General features: G+C 70.8%; 17 protein-coding genes and 1 pseudogene. 11 read left to right on the forward strand and 7 right to left on the reverse strand.

Annotation, left to right across the window (positions count from 1 at the left end; translation table 11 throughout):
- The first annotated feature begins 158 nt into the window (after positions 1-158).
- Positions 159-869 (forward strand): hypothetical protein, encoded by a 711-nt coding sequence (locus tag ACSDR0_RS41750; protein ID WP_435294502.1) that lies wholly within the window; start codon positions 159-161, stop codon positions 867-869.
- 191 nt (positions 870-1,060) lie between these two features.
- Here ACSDR0_RS41750 and ACSDR0_RS41755 read toward each other — a convergent pair whose 3' ends face one another.
- Entirely contained in the window at positions 1,061-1,840 is a 780-nt protein-coding gene (locus ACSDR0_RS41755; protein ID WP_435294503.1) for a glyoxalase, read from the reverse strand.
- 275 nt (positions 1,841-2,115) lie between these two features.
- Positions 2,116-3,042 (reverse strand): CHRD domain-containing protein, encoded by a 927-nt coding sequence (locus ACSDR0_RS41760; protein ID WP_435294504.1) that lies wholly within the window; start codon positions 3,040-3,042, stop codon positions 2,116-2,118.
- A 355-nt stretch (positions 3,043-3,397) separates the two neighbouring features.
- Between ACSDR0_RS41760 and ACSDR0_RS41765 the strand changes: the two genes are divergently transcribed.
- The 4 genes from ACSDR0_RS41765 (at position 3,398) to ACSDR0_RS41780 (ending at position 7,133) form a co-directional block, all read left to right on the forward strand.
- Positions 3,398-3,706, forward strand: coding sequence for a hypothetical protein (locus tag ACSDR0_RS41765; RefSeq protein ID WP_435294505.1), 309 nt, complete (start codon positions 3,398-3,400; stop codon positions 3,704-3,706).
- Entirely contained in the window at positions 3,703-4,851 is a 1,149-nt protein-coding gene (locus tag ACSDR0_RS41770; RefSeq protein WP_435294506.1) for an NlpC/P60 family protein, read from the forward strand. Before ACSDR0_RS41765 ends, ACSDR0_RS41770 begins: the two co-directional genes overlap by 4 nt.
- A 25-nt stretch (positions 4,852-4,876) precedes the next feature.
- On the forward strand, positions 4,877-5,971 hold the full coding sequence (locus ACSDR0_RS41775; protein ID WP_435294507.1) for a transglycosylase SLT domain-containing protein: 1,095 nt from the start codon (positions 4,877-4,879) through the stop codon (positions 5,969-5,971).
- A gap of 175 nt (positions 5,972-6,146) precedes the next feature.
- Positions 6,147-7,133, forward strand: a complete 987-nt coding sequence (locus ACSDR0_RS41780; protein WP_435294508.1) for a LacI family DNA-binding transcriptional regulator — start codon at positions 6,147-6,149, stop codon at positions 7,131-7,133.
- A gap of 49 nt (positions 7,134-7,182) precedes the next feature.
- Here ACSDR0_RS41780 and ACSDR0_RS41785 read toward each other — a convergent pair whose 3' ends face one another.
- The 3 genes and pseudogenes from ACSDR0_RS41785 to ACSDR0_RS41795 all read right to left on the reverse strand — a co-directional run bounded on the left by ACSDR0_RS41785 (position 7,183) and on the right by ACSDR0_RS41795 (position 9,018).
- The gene (locus tag ACSDR0_RS41785) at positions 7,183-7,347 is read right to left on the reverse strand and encodes an RICIN domain-containing protein (RefSeq protein ID WP_435294509.1); all 165 of its coding nucleotides are present in this window, start codon (positions 7,345-7,347) and stop codon (positions 7,183-7,185) included.
- A 90-nt stretch (positions 7,348-7,437) separates the two neighbouring features.
- Positions 7,438-7,533: pseudogene (locus ACSDR0_RS41790) on the reverse strand (hypothetical protein); the annotation flags it as partial.
- A 66-nt stretch (positions 7,534-7,599) separates the two neighbouring features.
- A complete protein-coding gene (locus ACSDR0_RS41795; protein WP_435294510.1) occupies positions 7,600-9,018 on the reverse strand; it encodes a glycoside hydrolase family 43 protein in 1,419 nt (472 codons plus the stop codon).
- A 775-nt stretch (positions 9,019-9,793) separates the two neighbouring features.
- Between ACSDR0_RS41795 and ACSDR0_RS41800 the strand changes: the two genes are divergently transcribed.
- On the forward strand, positions 9,794-11,224 hold the full coding sequence (locus ACSDR0_RS41800; protein WP_435294511.1) for a family 43 glycosylhydrolase: 1,431 nt from the start codon (positions 9,794-9,796) through the stop codon (positions 11,222-11,224).
- A 10-nt stretch (positions 11,225-11,234) separates the two neighbouring features.
- Positions 11,235-12,686 (forward strand): glycoside hydrolase family 43 protein, encoded by a 1,452-nt coding sequence (locus ACSDR0_RS41805; protein WP_435294512.1) that lies wholly within the window; start codon positions 11,235-11,237, stop codon positions 12,684-12,686.
- A 110-nt stretch (positions 12,687-12,796) separates the two neighbouring features.
- Here the strand turns inward: ACSDR0_RS41805 and ACSDR0_RS41810 are convergent, their stop codons facing one another.
- The gene (locus ACSDR0_RS41810) at positions 12,797-15,079 is read right to left on the reverse strand and encodes an RICIN domain-containing protein (protein ID WP_435294513.1); all 2,283 of its coding nucleotides are present in this window, start codon (positions 15,077-15,079) and stop codon (positions 12,797-12,799) included.
- Between the two features lie 526 nt (positions 15,080-15,605).
- Between ACSDR0_RS41810 and ACSDR0_RS41815 the strand changes: the two genes are divergently transcribed.
- From ACSDR0_RS41815 to ACSDR0_RS41830, 4 genes are read left to right on the forward strand one after another with little or no spacing between them, the layout of a single operon-like run.
- The gene (locus tag ACSDR0_RS41815; protein WP_435294514.1) at positions 15,606-15,797 is read left to right on the forward strand and encodes a hypothetical protein; all 192 of its coding nucleotides are present in this window, start codon (positions 15,606-15,608) and stop codon (positions 15,795-15,797) included.
- Between the two features lie 19 nt (positions 15,798-15,816).
- Positions 15,817-16,917, forward strand: a complete 1,101-nt coding sequence (locus ACSDR0_RS41820; protein ID WP_435294515.1) for a Gfo/Idh/MocA family protein — start codon at positions 15,817-15,819, stop codon at positions 16,915-16,917.
- Positions 16,914-17,828, forward strand: coding sequence for a PmoA family protein (locus ACSDR0_RS41825; protein WP_435294516.1), 915 nt, complete (start codon positions 16,914-16,916; stop codon positions 17,826-17,828). Before ACSDR0_RS41820 ends, ACSDR0_RS41825 begins: the two co-directional genes overlap by 4 nt.
- Positions 17,825-18,559 (forward strand): cupin domain-containing protein, encoded by a 735-nt coding sequence (locus ACSDR0_RS41830; protein WP_435294517.1) that lies wholly within the window; start codon positions 17,825-17,827, stop codon positions 18,557-18,559. Before ACSDR0_RS41825 ends, ACSDR0_RS41830 begins: the two co-directional genes overlap by 4 nt.
- A 202-nt stretch (positions 18,560-18,761) precedes the next feature.
- Here ACSDR0_RS41830 and ACSDR0_RS41835 read toward each other — a convergent pair.
- Positions 18,762-19,319, reverse strand: a 558-nt coding sequence (locus tag ACSDR0_RS41835; RefSeq protein WP_435294518.1) for a trypsin-like serine protease, incomplete at its 5' end; no start/stop codon positions are given.

Consider the following 19,319-nt stretch of genomic DNA (forward strand, 5'->3'; position numbering starts at 1 on the left):
CCTGCTGCCGCCCCGCCGGATGTCCAACCCACGCCCGCAGCACCCAGAGACCCGTTCGGCAGGGCGGACTGATACGGAACGTCAACATATGGAGTGGTGTGATGAGTCGAAGGCGCACAACGTGGCGGTGGCTGCCGGCCATAGCCGCAGGATTGGTCGTGGCCGTGGTGGCCGGTGTCGTGGTGGCCTTTCCGTCGGTCGCCGCCACGACCTGTCCCGGCTGCTATGGCATGAAACAGGTCAGGCCCGGCCTATATCTGGAGCCCGGGCTGCCGCCGACACGGGAGCGGCAGGTGGCCGAGGTGATCGATGCGGCCAACCGCCGGGTAGCAGACTTCTATGGCGGACGCCGGAGCTCTCCCGACATCCTGGCCTGCGTGACTACCACGTGCTACCAGAAGATCGGCGGTGGCAGGGAGCGTGGGATCGCCGTGCTGAACCGCGCGGTCATGCTGTCCCCGAACGGCATCGATGCAGTGATCGCCTCACACGAGATGTCACACGTCGAGTTGCACGCCCGTCTAGGGTCCGATGCCGGGCTCATTCCGCAATGGTTCGACGAAGGATTGGCCGTTGTGGTCTCCGATGACCCGCGCTACCTGAAGCCCGAGGGAATCGGTGACCGGTGCCGGGTGGCCACGCAGGGTGGAGCCCTGCCCCAGACGCTTGACGACTGGCTGCGCACCGCGAAAGCCGACCAGGACACGTATGCCAAGGCCGCCTGCCGGGCGAGCCAGTGGCTCCAGGCGAACGGTGGTTCCAAGGCCGTCCTTGAATTGATCGAGCACATGGCCGCCGGTGGTGACCTGCCCGCCTCCGTGGCAGCCGCGACGCGTGGCGCTCCTTCAGCAGCGGCACCCGCTGGGTGACATTGTTGCGGTCGCCCCTCCAGGAGGGCTCCGATGACAGGTCCATCTTCGGCACGCCGCGGCGGCAGCTCGACCTATCGCACTTGGCGAGCACCCTCAACGCCGACCTTTCCACAATAACGATCCCAGCATGCGATCCACGTCATACCCAGGGCGCGCCCGCCTGCCGATGGCGTTTCATGAGTGACCGCCTATGAAACACCATCTCCGGCCGGACGCGTCCAAGGCTGGTCCCGCCCTTCCTGGGGAAGCCACTCCCGCAGCCCGGCGAGATGCCCGAGTTCCGACTCGATGCGCTGCCTGTCGCCGGCGGTGAGCTCCAGTCCGCGCAAATCGGTGGCCCACGGCTCGGTGGACTCGCCGAGGACCGTGGCCAGGTCGACGAGATGGCACAGGGCGATGCCCCGCTCGGCCGCCGGGGCGTCCGCGCCGTGCCTGCGCACCGCGGACTTGAGCGCACGGAAGGCCTGCAGGTCGTCGTTCTTGAACTCGCGCAGGATCCGGGCGTTGTCGAGCGCCTTGGCCAGGCCCGTCAGCTTCTTCGAGCCGCCGTACTCCAGCTCGACCGGCTCGTCGCGCTGGATGAAGATGATCGAGTTCCCGGACGGATCGATCAGCGTGAACCGGGACGCGCCCGGCCGGTAGCGGGTGATCCGCGGAAGGCCGGAGCTCAGCACCTTCCCGTGGACCCGGCGCATCGCCGCGACGAACGCCGCGTGGTACGGCGCCACGGCGTCGACCATGACCAGGCAGCCCCCGGATTCCTCCCGGGCCGGATCCAGCCCCTTGGGCGCGGGGCCGAAGTGCAGCTGGAATCCGCTCCACCGCAGCGCCAGATAGACATAGGGCCTGCTCTGTTTGTAGGTGGCCTCGAACCCCAGGGTCTCGTAGAACTCCAGGGTCTCCTCCACCGACGCGCACGGCATCAACGGCACCGTGGTCTCGTTCGGTCGAACCGTGGTTTCGGTCATGTCATCCCGCCTTCCAGGTCGTCCGGCGATGCTCGCACCCCGCGGCGAAGCTCGCATATGGATCGTTCCAGGCCGGCTCGCAGCCAGGGGCTCGCCGAGGTGATCGGCGAGCCCCTGGCCGCGAGCGGGCGGCCGGACGGGGAACGCGTCGCCGAGCCGGCGGCCCGCTCAACGGTGGCCGGGCCCGCCGCGACGCCGGGCCCGAGGCGGGGCGCCCCGGCGCGCGGGCCTGCCCCGGGCCCGCGCGGCGGCGCGGGCCGAGCTCACCGGGCGCCCTACCAGTCGCCCCTGTAGAGCTGGCCGCGTACCGCGCCGCCGGGGAACGGGGCGGTGTGCAGGTTCACGTACCAGTTCCTCGGGTTGTTCCAGATGCGACGGGCCACCGCGGCGGAGACGGGCGTGCTGCCGGCGACACCGGTGACGCTGGGCGGCAGGCCCTTCTCCGCGGCGAAGAAGGGCACGACCACCGGCCCGTTCCTGCCCTTCGGGGCGCGGTGGATGTGCGCGGCGACCGGCGCCCCGACGTGTTTCCACGCGGCGGCGAACCACATCCGGCCGCCCTCCGGTTGCACCAGCCACCCGGCGCGCCCGTTGTGGTCGCCGACCCGCGCGCCGGGCGCCGGCACCTCCTGCCGCCCGTCGGCCTGCGTGGTGAGCGTGGTGCCGAACCCGTGCGCCAGCACCGAATCCAGCGCCACCGCGCGGACCCGGTACAGCTGAGCCCGTACGGCACCGCCGCCGAACTCGGCGTTGTGCAGGTTGGCGTACCAGTTGCCGGGATTGTTGACGATGCGGCCGAGCAGGTCGTGGTCGTTGACCAGGACCGTGCCCTTGACGGCGTGGAGCGTGTCGGGCAGTGCCTCGCCGAAGAACGGGATCTTGACGTCGCCGTTCTCGCCCGGCCGGCCCCGATGGATGTGGAACCCGCTGGGCGCGGCCACCTTGTGCCACCGGACGGCGTAGTCGACCCGGTTGCCATGGATGCGGAACACGGCGATCGCGTTGCCGTCCAGGTCACCTGTCTTCGTCGTCCCCTGGGCGGGCACCTCGTTCGCGCCCTTGAGCGACGCGGCCAGGTAGACGGGGGTGGCGGTCTGCGCGGAGACGGGGGTGGCCGCCTGCGCGGAGGCGGGGCTGAGCGAGGTGGCGATCAGCGTGGTGGTGACGGACAGGACGTGGACGATGAGGGGGCGCATGTTCATGGTTACCCTTTCGGTTCTCTCTCGGGCATACGGCTGCCTCCCCCGCGGGGTTCAACCACCGGGCCGAGCATCCTGCCGTCCCCGCGTCGTTCACGCCGTCGTCCCCGCGTCACCCACGCCCCGGCCGCGCCGCGGATCCGCACTCCGGCGACGGGGCCGCGGTCGAGGCTCCCGCCGGGTGAGCGTGACGAGGACACGCCGTTCGGCTGCTCTTTTGTACTGCGATGATCGCTGTTGGGTAGATAAGATCGCTTCTTGGTAGATATGGCCGGACGGTGGGCAGGCAACCGGCCAACGAGCCAGATCGGCGTCCGAGCGGATGGTTTCTCGGCGACGGCGGAGGGAGCCGGCTCCGGTGGGAAAACTTGATCTGAGTCGCGAGGCGCTGGCCAAGCTGCGCGTCGCGGTGAACACCCAGGGGGGAAGGCTCGCCGCCGTCGGTGACGACTTCCCGGCCAAGGGCGGCGCGAGCCCGTCACTCTTCGGGACCCTGACCGGAGCCCAGGAGCTGGCCGACGCGATCGGCCGGGTCGAGGGGCACGCGGACAAGGAGCTGGGCACGGTGAAGAGCCGTCTTGACGGCGTCGAGCGTGCCCTCGACACCATCGAGGACAACGTGACCGCGGCCGGACGGGACACCACGAACCACCTCCCGGCCATATGACCGACCTGGACGCCGTGGCGGCGCTGCCCGGGGGACAGGCCCTGGCCGCGCTGGCGAGGAAGACGGACGGGGACCCCGCCGCGATCCGGGCGATCGCCACCCGGTGGCGCAGGGCGGTCAGCTCGTCCGCGGAGCCGTTCACGCTTCTGAACAAGGCGGTCACCCAGGTGGACACCGCCTGGAAGGGCGCCTCCGCCGACGCCTTCGTGGCGTACATGCGGCGGTACAACAGTGCGGGCGGTTCCCTGCGAGACGCGCTGGGCGACTGCGCGAGTTCCCTGGACACCGCCGCCGGCGCCGTCGAGACGGCGGAGTCGAACGCCGAGCGCGTCTGCGGTGACCTGCTGGCCTGGGTCGCGGAGTACCGGCGCCTCAACCCGCACGCCACCGAGGAGCAGTTCAGGCCGGACATCGGCCGGCAGGTCGAGGCGGCGGTGTCCCTCGTGCAGGGATACGTCGACTCGGCCGAGACCGCGCTGTCCACCGCGCGGGGCGAGATCGACAAGCATCTCGGCGACGCCACGGTGTTCTCCGCGATCCCGGCCGCGGGCGACCAGAGCTTCGTCCCCGGCCCCGGGCGCACCACCCCGTGGGTGCCGGTGTCGGAGGAGGAGCTCCGCACCACCACGCTCGCCAGTACGGAAACCGGCTCGCAGGGCGGCGGCAACGGCGGCGGCGTTGGTGGCAACGGGCAGGGTTACGGCGCCGGCGGCGGATCGTCGTCCGGGAGCCACACCGGCGGTGGCGGTGGCGGCGGTGGGGGAGGCCGGGCGATCCCGTACACGGTCACCGGCAGCGGCACCGGAGCCGACATCGTGGCCGCCGCGAGGAGCCACATCGGCAAGCCCTACGTCTGGGGAGCAGACGGGCCCAACGCGTTCGACTGCAGCGGCCTGGTGCACGTCTCGATGAACGAGGCGGGAATCAAGATCGGGGACAACACCGCCGCCGGGTACCAGGCGAGCGGCAAGCCGATCACCGGCCCGCCGCAGCCGGGCGACATCGTCTTCTTCGGTAATCCGGCCAGCCACTGCGGCGTCTACATGGGCGACGGCAAGATGATCGCGGCCCCGCAGCCGGGTGACCACGTCAAGATCCAGTCGGTGGCCGGCACGCCGCCCATCACCTACCGGCGCTTCACGTGAGCACCCGTACGGGGCTCGCGCGGCGATGACCGACATGGACGCCGTGGCGGCGCTGCCCGGCGGCCAGGGGCTGGTGTCCCTCGCCGGCAGGGCCAAGGGGGACCCGGCCGCGATCCGGGCGATCGGGGCCCGCTGGCGCGAGGCCGCCTCCGGGGTGGTCGAGCCGCTCAACGCCCTCGGTTCGGCCGTCACCGGCGTGGACGCGGCCTGGAGCGGCGCCTCGGCCGACGCCTTCGTGACGTACATGCGGCGGTACGGCCGCGCGGGCGACGCGCTGCACGACGCGTTCGCCAACTGCGCCGTCTCGCTGGACACGGCCGCGGGCGCGGTCGAGACGGCGAAGGCGAACATCGGCCTGGTCTGCGATGACCTGCTGGCCTGGGTCGCGGAGTACCGGCGCCTCAACCCGCGCGCCACCGAGGAGCAGCTCGGGCCGGACATCGGCCGGCAGGTCGAGGCGGCGGTGTCCCGCGCCCAAGGGCACGTCGACGCGGCGGAGACCGCGCTGGCCACGGCCACCGGCGACCTCGGCAAGTATCTCGGCGAGGCCACCCCGGGCTTCGCCGGCATACCGGCCGCGGGCGACGAAAGGTTCGTGCCCGGCCCCGGGCGCACCACCTCGTGGGTGCCGGTGCCGGCGAACCAGGTCAACCCGTCGCCGTACACCGGGGGCGACGGCTCGTCACCCGGTGGCGCGGGGGGCGGGTTCGGCGGCTACGGGCCCACCGGCGCCCCGCCGCCGGGCGGCGGACCGGCGCCCGAGGGCGAGGTCGCCGACTGGATCCGGCAGGCGAGCGAGATCCTCAGGGCCCAGGGCTATCCCGCCGACAAGATGAACGTCAACGACATCTGGCTGATCATCCGGCACGAGTCGGGCGGCGACCCGCACGCCATCAACCTCTGGGACTCCAACGCGGCGGCCGGGCATCCCTCCAAGGGCCTCATGCAGACGATCGACCCGACGTTCTCCAGATGGGCGCTCCCCGGGCACGGCGACATCTACAACCCGGTGGACAACATCATCGCCGGGGTGCGGTACGCGATCGAGCGGTACGGGTCGGTGTCCAACGTGCCCGGAGTGCGGGGCAGCAAGAGCGGGTCGGGGTACGTCGGCTACTGAGCACCGTCCCGCCCCCTCAGTTCCGGGCGCGACGATCTTCGGCGTGCCCCGCCCCGGCCCGGACGGCGTCCGCCGAAGCGGGGCATGCCCGAAAGTCCTGTTAGCGTTATCGCATGGGGGGTGAGCTGCTTTGAAGGCGAAATCGAACAATGGCCGGCCGCGTTCCAGACCCGCGGTGCTGGAAGACGTCGCCGCGCTCGCCGGAGTGTCGGCGATGACCGTGTCCCGGGCGCTGAACGCGCCCGAGAGGGTGCACGCCGAGACCCGGGCGCGCGTGCTGGCCGCGGTGCGGGAGCTGGACTACCGGCCCAACGCCGCCGCCCGCCAGCTCGCCACAGGCCGGTCCGGAGTGCTGGGCGTGGTCAGCATCGACACCACCCTGTACGGTCCGGCCTCGACCCTCTACAGCATCGAACGCGCCGCCAGGCTCAACGACTACTCCGTGAGCATCGCCAGCCTGAGCATGCTCAACCGCCGCTCGATCGAGGAAAGCCTCCGCCAGCTGCAATCCCAGTCGGTGGACGGCGTCATCATCGTCGCGCCGCACGAGTCGGCGGCCGACGGCCTGCGCCACCTGTCGTCGAAGATCCCCGTGGTCGCGGTCGACGCCGGGGTCGGCCTCTCCGTCCCCGTTGTCATGGTCGATCAGCGGTCGGGAGCCGCGAGGGCGACCAGGCACCTGCTCAGCCTCGGCCACGAGACGGTGTGGCACCTGGCGGGCCCGGCCGACTGGATCGACGCCAACGGGCGGGTCGAGGGCTGGCGCGAGGTGCTGGAGGCCGGGCGGCATCGGGTTCCCGAGGTGCTGCGCGGCGACTGGAGCTCGCGCTCCGGTTACCAGCTCGGCCATCGTCTGGCGCGGGATCCCGAGGTCACGGCCATCTTCGTGGGCAACGACCAGATGGCCCTGGGCGTGCTGAGGGCGCTGCGCGAGGCCGGGCGGCGGGTTCCCGAGGACGTCAGCGTGGTGGGCTTCGACGATGTGCCGGAGGCCGCCTACTTCTGGCCCCCGCTGACGACGGTCCGGCAGGATTTCGAGGAGGTCGGCAGCCACGCCTTCCACTCGCTGCTCGACCAGATGGCGGGCAGGCCGAGCCAGGTCCGGCGGCTGGTGGAGCCCGAGCTCATCGTGAGGGAGAGCACCGGGGCCGCGCCGGGCTGACGCGGCCGCGAGCGTCCGCCGGCGGTCCCGGTGACGTGCCGGGGGCACGTCACTGCCGGGACCACTGGAAGCTCGCCCCGGTGCCGCAGGCGCGTTGCTCCAGGAGCGCGCCGTCGGCCGTCAAGCCACCCGTGACGTTCAGGCATTTGCCGCTGTTGCGGTTCGTGATCCGGTGGTACGTCACGACCGGTTCGCCGGAGGGCACGGTCAGCACCGCACCGGCCGGTACCGGGACTCCGAAGTTCGGCGTCCCGTCGGAGTTCCAGGTGAACTTCTGGACGCGGGTGGTGCGGGTGCCGCCGCAGCCCTGCGTGGAGGACGTGTTCGCGTGGTAGACGATCCAGTCCTCGGTGCCGTCCGGGGACCTGAAGAACCCGTTGTGCCCGGGGCCGAAGACGCCGCCCGCGTCGCTGCGCTGGAAGACGGGAGTGGACCTTTTGCTCCAGGAAGCGGCGCTGAGTACGTGCTAGTACGTGACCTGGAAGGTGGCGTCCTGCCTGGCGGCCAGGGCGGAGCCGGTGCCGAGCGGGTCGATGCGGAGCTCGTAACCGGAGTGCCGGACGTAGCGGTCAGGGAAGTTGTACGACCGGAACGACGCCCACGCGCCGTCGGCCAGGCCGGCGGTCCGGTGGAACGTGGCGTCGGCCCGGAACGCCGGCGTGCCAGCGTTCGGATCGAGCCTGAGGGCGTAGTTCGAATGCCGCAGATAGCGGCCGGGGAAGTTCACCGACTCGAACGACACCCCGGCCGGGTCGGCCAGGCCGGGTACCAGCCGCCACTGCTGGTCGGCCGTCGGATCCATCGGGAAGGGGTCGATCCGCACGATGTTGTTCGCGTGCCGCACGTACCGGTCCGGGAGGTTGTACGACTTGAGCCGGTTCCACTGCGGTGCTCCCCAGCGGTTGACCAGCGCGGCCTGCTCGGCCGCGGTGATCGGGGTGATGGTGGCGTGCTTGGCGTTGATCGGCGCGGTGTAGGTCCGCTGGCCGATCGGCGACCAGGCGTCGCCGTTGACGTTGGACGACTGCCAGGCGTAGAAGACCGCGTTGGCCGGTGAGAACGAGTCGCCCCACAGCCAGAACGCGTTGCCGGTGTTCGACTTGACCAGGATCGGTGCCTCGATCGCGTTGCCCTGCCGGAGGCCGCCGGTCAGGGTGGTGAAGCTGTTCGGCTCTCCGGTGCTCGACCGGGCCACGTAGAGGTTGTTGTCGCCGAGGTTCTTGTACGCGAGGTAGAAGCCGGCGCCGTCGGCGAGGACGTCGCCGTCGAGCACGTTGAAGCCCGGGTCGAAGAACACCTGGGGTGTGCCCATGGTGACGAAGTCGCTCGTGTAGTTGACCATGAACACGTCGCGGGTGCCGTTGTTCGCCGAGTAGATGACCGCGTACCGGTTGCGGGACGGGACCCAGAACGCCTCCGGGGCCCAGGAGTGGGTGTTCATGGTGTGCAGGCGCACCCGGCGGTAGTTGGTGAAGCCGGTCAGGTTCGCCGAATCCCACACGTGGATGTACTGGTTGTCGAGGTTGAACACGCGCCCCTTCAGGTCGGTGGCCAGGACCACGAACGTGCCGTCCTGCTTGCGCAGGATGTACGGGTCGCGCAGGCCCTGCATGCCGGCGGTCGGCGTGGCGACCGGGTTGTTCTGGTTCAGCGGCATCCAGTTGAGGCCGTCGGAGCTCACCGCCAGTTGCAGCGCGTAGCTGTCGCCGGACTGGTTCGGCGACTCCTTGAAGTAGCCCATCGCATACGCCGAGTACGTCGCCGCCGAGAGGAGCGCCGCGTGTGCCGTCCCGGTCGCGCCGAGCGTGGGCGCGGCGAGCGCTCCCACCGGCACGGTCAGCCCGGCCTTGAGCAGCGTCCTGCGAGAGACATGACGTGGGACCATGAACTGTCTCCTCACATCGGGTCCTTCCGGGAGCCGCCCGGAGGAATCCATGATCAAATCGGGTCGCCAATGAGGTGGGATGCTGTTAGCGCTAACATTTTTTCCGTCATGAGACCTAGGTAAGCTTGGGCTGATGACCGGATCCCCGAATCGCCGGTGGGGCGGTGAAGATCGGGGTGCGTCCATGTTTCTGGCGCGTTTCGCAGAGTGTTAACGCTCACAGCAAGGATGTCAATACCCGGGTCAAGAGACCGATCGGGCCGTCGCGCCGTCGATGGGTGGCATTGTGCCGATGACGTGCCATTTCGAGCCGGACGGCGTCGCCCGCCGGTCCGGCCGGCGATGGCCGCCCGCCGGACCGGGCGCCACAGGGTATTGACCGGCGAGATGTTAGCGATCACACTAATGTGACGCCGATGTAACTTCTACCTGGCCGCGGTTACATGCCGTGCATTTCAGTGCGCCGGCGACTACTAACGCTGTAACGGATAAATTGCTGCGATCCAAAATGTTAGCGCTAACACCAATGGTCCGGTAGGTGGATCGAAGCGCGACGCGCCCGCGTCCCCTGGACGCGGCCGCGGGCGACACCGCCGGCCCGCGCCCCGCCGCGGGGAGCCTGCCCGCCCCGGCCGGCACACGCGGCACGCGAGCCCCCGTACCCGTCCAACTCCCATCGGCGTCAGGCGTGGCGCCACCACCGGCGAGGAGGCACCGCTCCCCGTGAGGGTGCCTACGCGATCACGCGGACATCATCCACCCCGAAGAGGTTTTCATGACGTTTCGTTCACGACGTCGGCGACGGAGAACGGCGACCCTGCGGGCCGGCACGGCCGCACTCGTGCTCCTGAGCGCCTGCCTGGTGGCGGTGGCCGGCCCGGCGCACGCGGCGGCGCTTCCGACCGGCGCCCGCTCGCTGGAATCGGTCAGCCATCCGGGTCGCTACGTGCGGCACCTGAACTCCCTGGGCCGGCTCGATCCGGTGACGTCTGGTAGCGCGGCCCAGACCAGGCTGGACGCCACCTTCACGATCGTGAACGGCCTGGCCTCGCCGGCATGCTTCTCGTTCCAGACCAGGGACGGCCTGTTCCTGAGGCACCGGGACTGGGGGCTGCGGGGCGACGCGAACACCGGCGACACGACCTTCCGGGCGGACGCCACGTTCTGCGCGGTGGACGGCTCCGTCGCCGGCTCGGTCTCCCTCGCCTCGTACAACTACCCCGGCCGGCGGATCCGGCACCGCGACTTCGCGCTGTGGCTGGACACCTACCAGGACACCGCGCTCTTCCGGGCCGACAGCTCGTTCAGGATCACCGCGCCGTGGGCGCCCAGGACGAACAGGGGGCCGGTCATCCCCGGGCTGTTCGCCGACCCGCACATCACCGCCTTCGGCGGCCGCTACTACCTGTACCCGACCACCGACGGGTACGCGGGCTGGAGCGGCACCTACTACAAGGCGTTCTCCTCCACCGACCTGGTCAACTGGACCGACCACGGCGTGATCCTCGACCACGGGCCGGACGTGTCGTGGGCCGACAACTCGGCCTGGGCGCCGGCGGTCGCGGCGCGAAACGGCCGGTACTACCTCTACTTCAGCGGCGGGCAGGCCACCGGCGACACCACCAAGCACCTGGGCGTGGCGGTGGCCGACGCGCCCACCGGACCGTTCCGGGACGCGCTGGGCCGGGCGCTGGTACGCGGCGACCAGTTCTCCGGAGGCCAGGCGATCGACCCGACGGTCTTCACCGACGACGACGGGCAGTCCTACCTGTACTGGGGCCAGGGCGTCGCCCGGGCCGTGCCGCTGAACGCCGACATGGTCTCGTTCGACCCGGCACGGGTGCGCGTCGTCACGCCGTCCGGCTACAACGAGGCGCCGTTCGTGTTCAAGCGCGACGGCGTCTACTACTTCATGTGGTCGGAGAACGACACCCGCAGCGAGGACTACCGGGTCGCGTACGCCACCGGCTCCACCCCCCTCGGGCCGTGGACCAAACGCGGCGTGGTGCTGCAGAAACGGCTGGAAGCCGGCATCAAGGGCACCGGCCACCACTCCGTGGTCCGGGCGCCCGGCAGCGACACCTGGTACGTCGCCTACCACCGGTTCGCCGTGCCGGCCGGCAACGGCACCAACCGGGAGACCGCCGTCGACCGGATGGAGTTCGCCGCGGACGGCACCATCCGCCCCATCGTGCCCACTCTCTAAGGAGACACGAATGTCGAGATTCCTGTCCCGGGCGGGCGCGGTGCTCGCCGCCTGCCTGATGCTCACGACGTGGTCGATGGCCGTCCCGAAGGAGGCGGTCGCCCTCGAACCCTTCACCGGCTACCTGATGGCGCACTTCACGGGGGAGTCGGCGAACGGCGAGCAGATCTACCTCGCCCACAGCGACGACGGGCTGCGCTGGACCGACCTGAACAACGGCGGGCTGGTCCTGCGCTCCACGATCGGCACGCAAGGGGTCCGCGATCCCGCCCTCGTCCGGTCTCCCGCCGGTGACCGGTACTGGATCGTCGCGACGGACCTGCGCATCGCCAGCGGCACGTCGTGGAGCGACGCCGCGAACCGGGGCAGCACCTCGCTCGTCGTCTGGGAGTCGAGCGACCTGGTGAACTGGTCGGCCCCGCGGCTGATCAACGTCGCGGGCGGCATCCCCGGCGCCGGCAACGCCTGGGCGCCCGAGGCCGTGTACAACCCCGAGACCGGTGACTACGTCCTGTACTGGGCGACGAACTCGCTCCGCAACGGCGTGACCAAGCACCGCATCTGGTACGTGCGCACCGGCGACTTCCGCAGCTTCACCGCACCGCAGCTGTACATCGAGCGCGGCGGCAGCCAGGGCCTCATCGACACGCAGATCGTCGACGTGCCCGGCGGTGTCGGTGGCTACCGGTACTACCGGGCCTCGGCCGACGGCCACATCACGATCGAGGCCAGCAACTCGATCCTGGGATCCTGGACGACCCTCGGGAACCTGTCGCACATGGGGATCTCCAACGGCACCGGTGGCGGCAACGTCGTGGAGGGTCCGATGTGGGCGCAGTTCAACGGCCGCAACGAATGGGCCCTGTGGCTGGACCAGTTCGCCACCGGCCGCGGCTACATGCCCATCACCTCCACCAACCTGGGCAGCACGCGGAACTTCCAGACGCGCTCCGACTACAGCATGGGCACCAACCGCAAGCGCCACGGCTCCATCCTCAACCTGACCGCCGCGGAGGAGAACCGCGTGCTCGGCCGCTGGGGCGCCACCGTGCCGATCAACCGCATCCAGTCGTACACCCACCAGACCCGGTACGTGCGGCACTCGAACCTCGACGTGCGCATCGACGCGAACGTCAGCCCCGCCCAGGACGCGCAGTTCCGGCTGGTGCCCGGCCTGGCGAACGGCAGCGGCTACGTGTCCTTCGCGTCGGTGAACTACCCCGGGTACTACCTGCGGCACTACGGGTTCGACTTCGTGCTGGCGCCCGACGACGGCACCGCCACCTTCGCGGCGGACGCCACGTTCCGCCAGGTCGCCGGGCTCGCCAGCACGTCGTGGACGTCCTTCCAGTCGTACAACTATCCCGACCGGTACATCCGGCACTCCAACTATCTGCTCCGGCTCGACCCGATCAGTGACGCGCAGGGCCGCGGCGACGCCACCTTCCGCGTGACGTCGTGATCTTCGGCGGCTGACCGGCCGGGGCGCGGCTTTCCGGTCCATGTTCCGGTCCCCGGGCCAGGTGGCGCCGGGGACCGGGACATGGAGGCCCTGCTCGGAGGGCCGAGGGGTCAGGGCAGGTAGACCTTCGGCTGCGGCGGGGTGGCCATGCCGTCGCCGATGAAGAAACCCGGGTGCGGCGGCTGGTTGTAGGCGGTGTTCTGCCAGGCCAGGGCCACCCGGTACTGCGGGTCGTGCAGCAGCGTGTGGATCTTGGTGGTGGTCGCGGTCGGCGTGCTGTAGATCCGCAGCGCGGTGTTGCCGGAGGTGGGCCAGACGACCTCCTCGCGCCAGTCGCCGAGCAGGTCGCCCGACAGGGACGGGGTGGACTTGGTGCCGTTGTTGGAGTGCACCCCGGAGGCGGTCAGCAGCCGGGTCTCCCCGCCGGTGCCGTACTTGTCGACGCGGGTGCCGTCCACCAGCTCGCGGACCGGGTCACCGTCCCACCAGGCCAGGAAGTTGGCCGAGGAGGGGGTGCGGCCGACCGAGGCCCCGGAGGCGTTGTACAGATTGCCCATGTTGGTTCCCGCGCCCCAGAACTCCGCTCCCGGGCTGCCGGCGTAGACGTCGGCGGCCACGCCGCGGCCGGGTCCCTCCGCGCCGTTGTTGCCCGGACGCTGCCAGATGACCTGCCCGGTACGGGCGTCGTGCACGTCGGCCGCGGGCTGGTTGCTCGCCTCGTGGATGGTGAACACCTCCAGGCCCGACCGGCCGGGGATCAGGTCGCCCACGTGCAACGCGTCGCCGTGCCCGAACCCGGTGCGGTACATGCCGGCGCCGTTGTCGTCGATCGTGGCCGCGCCGTAGATGATCTCCTGCCTGCCGTCGGCGTCCACGTCGGCGATGGACAGTTGGTGGTTGCCCTGCCCGGCGTAGCCGCTGTTGCCCGAGGAGTTGGAGTCGAACGTCCAGCGGCGGGTCAGCGAGCCGTTGCGGAAGTCCCAGGCGACGATGACCGCCCGGGTGTAGTAGCCGCGGGCCATGATCAGGCTCGGCCGCTGGCCGTCCAGGTAGGCGGTGCCCGCCAGGAACCGGTCCACCCGGTTGCCGTAGCTGTCACCCCAGGAGGAGACGGTGCCGCGCGGCGGCTCGTAGTTGACGGTCGACATCGCGGCGCCGGTCTGGCCGTTGAACATCGTCAGGTACTCCGGCCCGGTCAGGATGTAGCCGGAGGAGTTGACGTGGTTGGCGCTCGCGTTGCCGATGGTGGTGCCGCGGCCGTCGACCGTGCCGTCGGCGGTCTTCATCGCCACCTCGGCCCGTCCGTCGCCGTCGTAGTCGTACACCTGGAACTGGGTGTAGTGGGCGCCGGCGCGGATGTTGCGGCCCAGGTTGATCCGCCACAGCCGGGTGCCGTCGAGTTTGATCCCGTCGATGTAGACCAGGCCGGTGGTCCCGGACTGGGAGTTGTCCTTGGAGTCGTTGGGCTCCCATTTGAGCACCAGATCCAGCCTGCCGTCGCCGTCCAGGTCGCCCGTGCTCGCGTCGCTGGCGGTGTGACTGCCGCTGGGCGGGCTGATCGGCACGTCCAGGTAGCCGTTGCCGAAGCGCAGCGAGGTTCCCGAGTCGGCCTGCTCGCTGCCGCCGACCACGGCGCGCACCGTGTACGAGGCGTCGGCCGCGGCGCCCGAGTCCAGGTGGTTGGTGGAGTTCGTGACGTTGGCGATCCGGGTGCCGCCCCGGTAGACGTTGAACGTGGTGTCGCGGGACTCGGTGCCCAGCAGGCGCCAGGACACCAGGTTGCCGCTGCCGGAGCGCACGCTGATCAGGCCGCGATCCAGATCCTCCATCTGCTTGGCGTCGCCGGGGATCGGATCGGTGGAGCCGATCTTCACGAGTCGCCACTGCTGGTTGGCGCCGTTGAGGTCGGTGTACTGGGAGAGACGGCCGCCGTCGGCGGTGGACCATTCCCAGGTTTCGAGGGCCTTGCCGCTGTTGCGGTTGATCAGGCGGATGTGGTCGGTGTCGCTGTCGACGACGCGGAACTGCTGGTTGCCGGCGTTGGTGTCACTCCACTGCACGACGTTGGCGCCGTCGGCGGTGGAGCCGGAGGCGATGTCGAGGACCTTGCCGCTGTGGCGGGAGCGCAGCCGGTAGTAGCCGTCGCCGGAGTCGACGAACTGCCACTGCTGCCAGGCGCCGTCGTTGCGGGACCACTGGACGATGGGGGCGCCGTCGTTGGTGGCGAGATCGAGGACGTCGACGACCTTGCCGCTGTGCCGGTTCACCAGGAGGTACCAGGCGGCGGTGTCGATCGTCGCGGCGGCGGCGGGGGCGGCGGCCACCAGCGACTGGCACAATGCGAGCAGCAGCACGACGGCTGCCGCGAGAGCGGCGCCGGCACGACGGCGCACGCGTCGCGGGGGAGGGCTTGCGAGTCTGTTCACAGGGGGGGTGCCTCTCGTTACGGACGATAGGTCCACGAACGCGCAAGGGCTGTTAGCGCTAACATTTCCGCCAGATGTCTGGCACTTCACAGACACGAGGCAGATGTGTGCCAAGTGTTGGCACCGGCATCGTGGCCGTCAAGGGGCGCGCGAGATTCCCGGAGGCCCTGACGTGCGGCCCCGGCGTCCCGGGCGGCTTTCCCCGTCATCGCCGACCGGCGACCAGCCCGTGCGTAACCTGCGTCTCCCCTGCGACCGGGAGCCTCCCGCGAAAATGCCCTCCCGGCTCGCATGAGACACCCCGGGACTCTGAAAGTTTCAGCGCCGTGCCCGGCGGCGGGCCGGCCGGACCTGGCGAAGGTCCGTCGCCGACCGCCGAGCCGCGCCGGTTCCGCGCGGCAGACCTTGCACCTCTGGTACAGAAACGTTTTAATTCCTGGGTGACAAGCATGTGCCGGCAGGTGTACCACGGCGACGACCACACCCCGGAACAGTGGCCCGAATCGGCGGGACGACGACAACGGCCAAGGTCGGCACCGCTCCCAGGGTGACCCCGAACGGCGCGAGCGACCTGGAGGCCATCATCAGGCGGCATACCGAAGAGGTGCCGTTCGACCGGACGACGCCGGGCCAGGCGGCCGCGTCGTTCACCAAGGAAGTCCAGACCGGGATCGACGGCGCCTGACCACCCAGCGAGGGGACCCATGTCCGAACGCAACTATCGGGCCGCGATCGTCGGCACCGGCGGGATCGCCACCGCCCACGCCCGCGCCGTCGCAGCCTCCGGCGGCAGGGCCTCGCTCGTCGCCGTGGCCGACATCGATCTCGAGCGCGCCAGGGCGTTCGCCGACACCTGGAACGTCCCGGCGGCCCACATCGGCCTGACCGAGTTGCTGCGCGAGCAGGAGGTGGACCTGGTCCACCTGTGCACCCCGCCGGTGCTGCACGCGCCGCTGGCGCTGGAGTGCCTGGAGGCGGGCGTGACGGTGCTGGTGGAGAAGCCGGCCACGCTCTCGCTGGCCGAGTTCGACACCCTGGCCGCGGCCGAACGCCGCTCGACGGCGCACGTGGCGACCGTCCTGCAGCACCGCTTCGGCGCGGGCGGGCTGCGGCTGCGCCGCCTGACCGAGGCCGGCGCGCTGGGCCGTCCACTGCTGGCGACCTGCGACACCCGCTGGTACCGCGATGAGGCCTACTACGAGGTGCCCTGGCGCGGCACCTGGGAGTCGGAGGGCGGCGGGCCGACGATGGGGCACGGCATCCACCAGTTCGACCTGCTGCTGTCGGTGCTCGGCCCATGGCGGGAGGTCACCGCGGTCGCCGCCCGCCGGGCCCGCTCCGTCGACACCGAGGACGTGTCGATGGCGATCGTCACGTTCGAGAGCGGCGCGGTCGCCACGGTGGTGAACTCGGTGGTCTCGCCGCGCGAGACCAGCGCGCTGCGGTTCGACTACGAGCGCGCCACCGTCGAGGTGGAGCATTTGTACGGCTACACCGACGACGACTGGACCGTCACCCCGGCCCCCGGCCACGAGGGCGTGGCCTCCCTGTGGGCCCGGGGGCACGGCACCACGCGAAGCGGTCACAATGACTGGTTCGGCGCCGTGCTCGACGCTCGAGACCAGGATCAGGCACCCCCGGTGACCAGCCAGGACGCCAGGCGGACGATGGAGTTCGTCGCCGCCCTGTACGCCTCCGCCTTCACCGGCGAACGCGTACGCAGCGGACAGATCACGCCCGACAGCCCGTTCGCGCTGCGCATGGACGGGACCGGCGCTCCCTGGGAGAAGGTGAGGGCCACGTGACCCTCCAGGCCTGCCACGCGCTCGACCGGTCGGTCACCGTCACCGCCGGGGACGTCGAGCTGTTCACCTACGTCTACCGGCCGGACACCCCCGTGCCGGAGTCGCCGAAGCCCTACATCCATCCGATCCGCACCCTCGGCGGCGCACCGATGTCGCTGTTCAGGCCGCACGACCACGTCTGGCACAAGGGCATCGCCTGGTCGCTGCCACACGTCGGCGAGCACAACTTCTGGGGCGGGCCGACGTACGTGCACGGCCGGTCCTACGTGCGGCTCGACAACAACGGCAGCGCCACCCACCGGGAGATGACCGCGCTGTCGGCCGCCGGCGGCCGGGTCGAGATCGCGCACACGCTCGACTGGACCTCCCAGGCCGGTGCCCCCGTCATCGAGGAGCGGCGCTCGCTGACCGCGGCCGTCGTGGACGGGGCGACCTGGACGCTGGTGTTCGACACGGCCATGACGAACGTGTCGGGCACGACGCTCTCCTTCGGCTCCCCGACCACCAAGGGGCGCGAGAACGCCGGGTACGGCGGCCTGTTCTGGCGCGGCCCCAGGTCCTTCACCGGAGGCGTCATCCAGTCACCCGCCGGAGCGGGCGGCGACGAGCTGCGCGGCATGCGCGCCGAGTGGTTCGGCTTCCGCGGCCGGCACGACGAGACCGGCGACCACTCGACGGTCGTCATGGTGGACGACACGGCCAACCCGCGACACCCGCCGCAGTGGTTCGCCCGCAGCGAGGACTTCGCCTGCCTGTGCCCGGCACCGTTCTTCGGCGCCGAGATGGAGCTGCCGCACGGTGAGACGCTCCGCTTCCGGTACGCGGTCGTCGTCGCCGACGGCGATCGGGGCGAGGAGGGCACCAAGCTGCTGGCCACGCTGGGCAGAGCCGCTCTCGGGGGGCGGCCATGACCTTCCCGGGGGGCACGTCACTCAGCAGGCTGTCGGTCTACTCCGGTGCCTGCGCCGCCGACGGCCTGCGGGGCGGCACACCGCACCTGCACACCGTCTCCACCGAGGCGTACGTGGTCGTCGGAGGCCGGGGCACGCTGATGACCGCCGACGCGCGCGGCGTGCGCGAGACGGAGCTGAACGCGGGCTCGACCGTGTGGTTCACGCCGGGCACCATCCATCGGGCCGTCAACGGCGACGGCCTGGAGGTGGTCGTCGTCATGTCCAACGCCGGGTTGCCCGAGGCCGGCGACGCGGTCATGACGTTCCCGCCGGAGATCGTCGCCGACCCGGAGCGCTACCTCCGGGCCGCGACCCTGCCGACGGGCGTACCGGACGCGGAGATCGAGGCGGCGGTCACGCGGCGGCGTGACCTGGCCGTGGAGGGGTTCCTCCAGATCGCCGGCGCCCTGCGCGCGGGGGACACCGTTCCGCTGCGGCGCTTCTACGACAGCGCGGTCGCGCTGGTCCGGCCCGCGGTGGCGGGCTGGCGCCAGATCTGGGAGAGCACCGTCGCCCGGCAGGCCCGCGACACCGCGGAGCTGCTCGACGTGCTGGAAGGCGGTGACGGCGAGCATCTGCTGCGGGCCTCGCTGATGGAGAGCCCACCGCGACCTCGGTGGGGCATGTGCGGCCACCTGCGCACGCACGACGTCACCCATCCGGTCGTGCGCACATCCGATCCGAGCTGATCGCCCGCCGGCGCACCCCGCTCGGGGCGCACCGGCGCCGGCACCCGGTAGACATGTCGAGAACAGGGGGCCCTGGAGCGGGCGCCGGTCTCGAGCGCGGGTCATACCAGGTGCCGGCGCCGAGCCCGGCAGGGCGAGTGGGCCGCTGGTCAAGGATCACGGGGCCGATGTTCCTCGATCCCCGAGACCGTTTCGGGTCGGGTCAGGGCGTCCTCGACGCCGCTGTGTAGGCGCCGGAGCCGGCTGCGGCGAACACCCTGTAGCGGTAGTAGCCGGGCGTGCCGGTGTAGGTGATCGTCTCGTCCGGGCCGGTGCCGTCGGAGGTGGCGACGGTGGGCCAGCCCTGGCCGTTCCACTTCTGCAGGTACAGGTCGAAGTCGGCGCCGTCGGGGCCGTCCAGGCACCCGGAGTGGACCCCCGTGACGTCGGAGCGGTAGTAGAGGTTTCTGGGCTGGTAGGCGGACTGGCCGGTGGTCAGGGTGCCGTTGTAGGTGCTGGGGTAGCCGGTGCAGCCACTCGCGGGCGGCGTAACCGGCGGCGTGGTCGGTGGTGTGGTCGGCGGTGTGGCGCCCGTGGTGGTCACCAGGGTCAGGCCGTAGGTGGTGAGGATCTCGTCGATCGGCTGGAAGTAGGTGGTGCCCCCCTGGGTGCAGTCGCCCGAGCCGCCGGAGGTGACACCCTGGGCCTGGTCGATGGAGATGAACGAGCCGCCGGAGTCTCCCGGTTCGGCGCAGACGCTGGTGCGGACCAGTTGTGAGAC

Origin of the sequence: Streptosporangium sp. G11 (assembly GCF_051192615.1) — a bacterium.
Lineage (GTDB): Bacteria > Actinomycetota > Actinomycetes > Streptosporangiales > Streptosporangiaceae > Streptosporangium.

Coding starts and splice junctions, on each gene's coding strand:
- ACSDR0_RS41755 (WP_435294503.1), bottom strand. CDS start 1,840: ATGACCGAAACCACGGTTCGACCGAACGAGACCACGGTGCCGTTGATG.
- ACSDR0_RS41775 (WP_435294507.1), top strand. CDS start 4,877: ATGACCGACATGGACGCCGTGGCGGCGCTGCCCGGCGGCCAGGGGCTG.
- ACSDR0_RS41770 (WP_435294506.1), top strand. CDS start 3,703: ATGACCGACCTGGACGCCGTGGCGGCGCTGCCCGGGGGACAGGCCCTG.
- ACSDR0_RS41795 (WP_435294510.1), bottom strand. CDS start 9,018: ATGGTCCCACGTCATGTCTCTCGCAGGACGCTGCTCAAGGCCGGGCTG.
- ACSDR0_RS41830 (WP_435294517.1), top strand. CDS start 17,825: ATGACCTTCCCGGGGGGCACGTCACTCAGCAGGCTGTCGGTCTACTCC.
- ACSDR0_RS41760 (WP_435294504.1), bottom strand. CDS start 3,042: ATGAACATGCGCCCCCTCATCGTCCACGTCCTGTCCGTCACCACCACG.
- ACSDR0_RS41800 (WP_435294511.1), top strand. CDS start 9,794: ATGACGTTTCGTTCACGACGTCGGCGACGGAGAACGGCGACCCTGCGG.
- ACSDR0_RS41820 (WP_435294515.1), top strand. CDS start 15,817: ATGTCCGAACGCAACTATCGGGCCGCGATCGTCGGCACCGGCGGGATC.
- ACSDR0_RS41805 (WP_435294512.1), top strand. CDS start 11,235: ATGTCGAGATTCCTGTCCCGGGCGGGCGCGGTGCTCGCCGCCTGCCTG.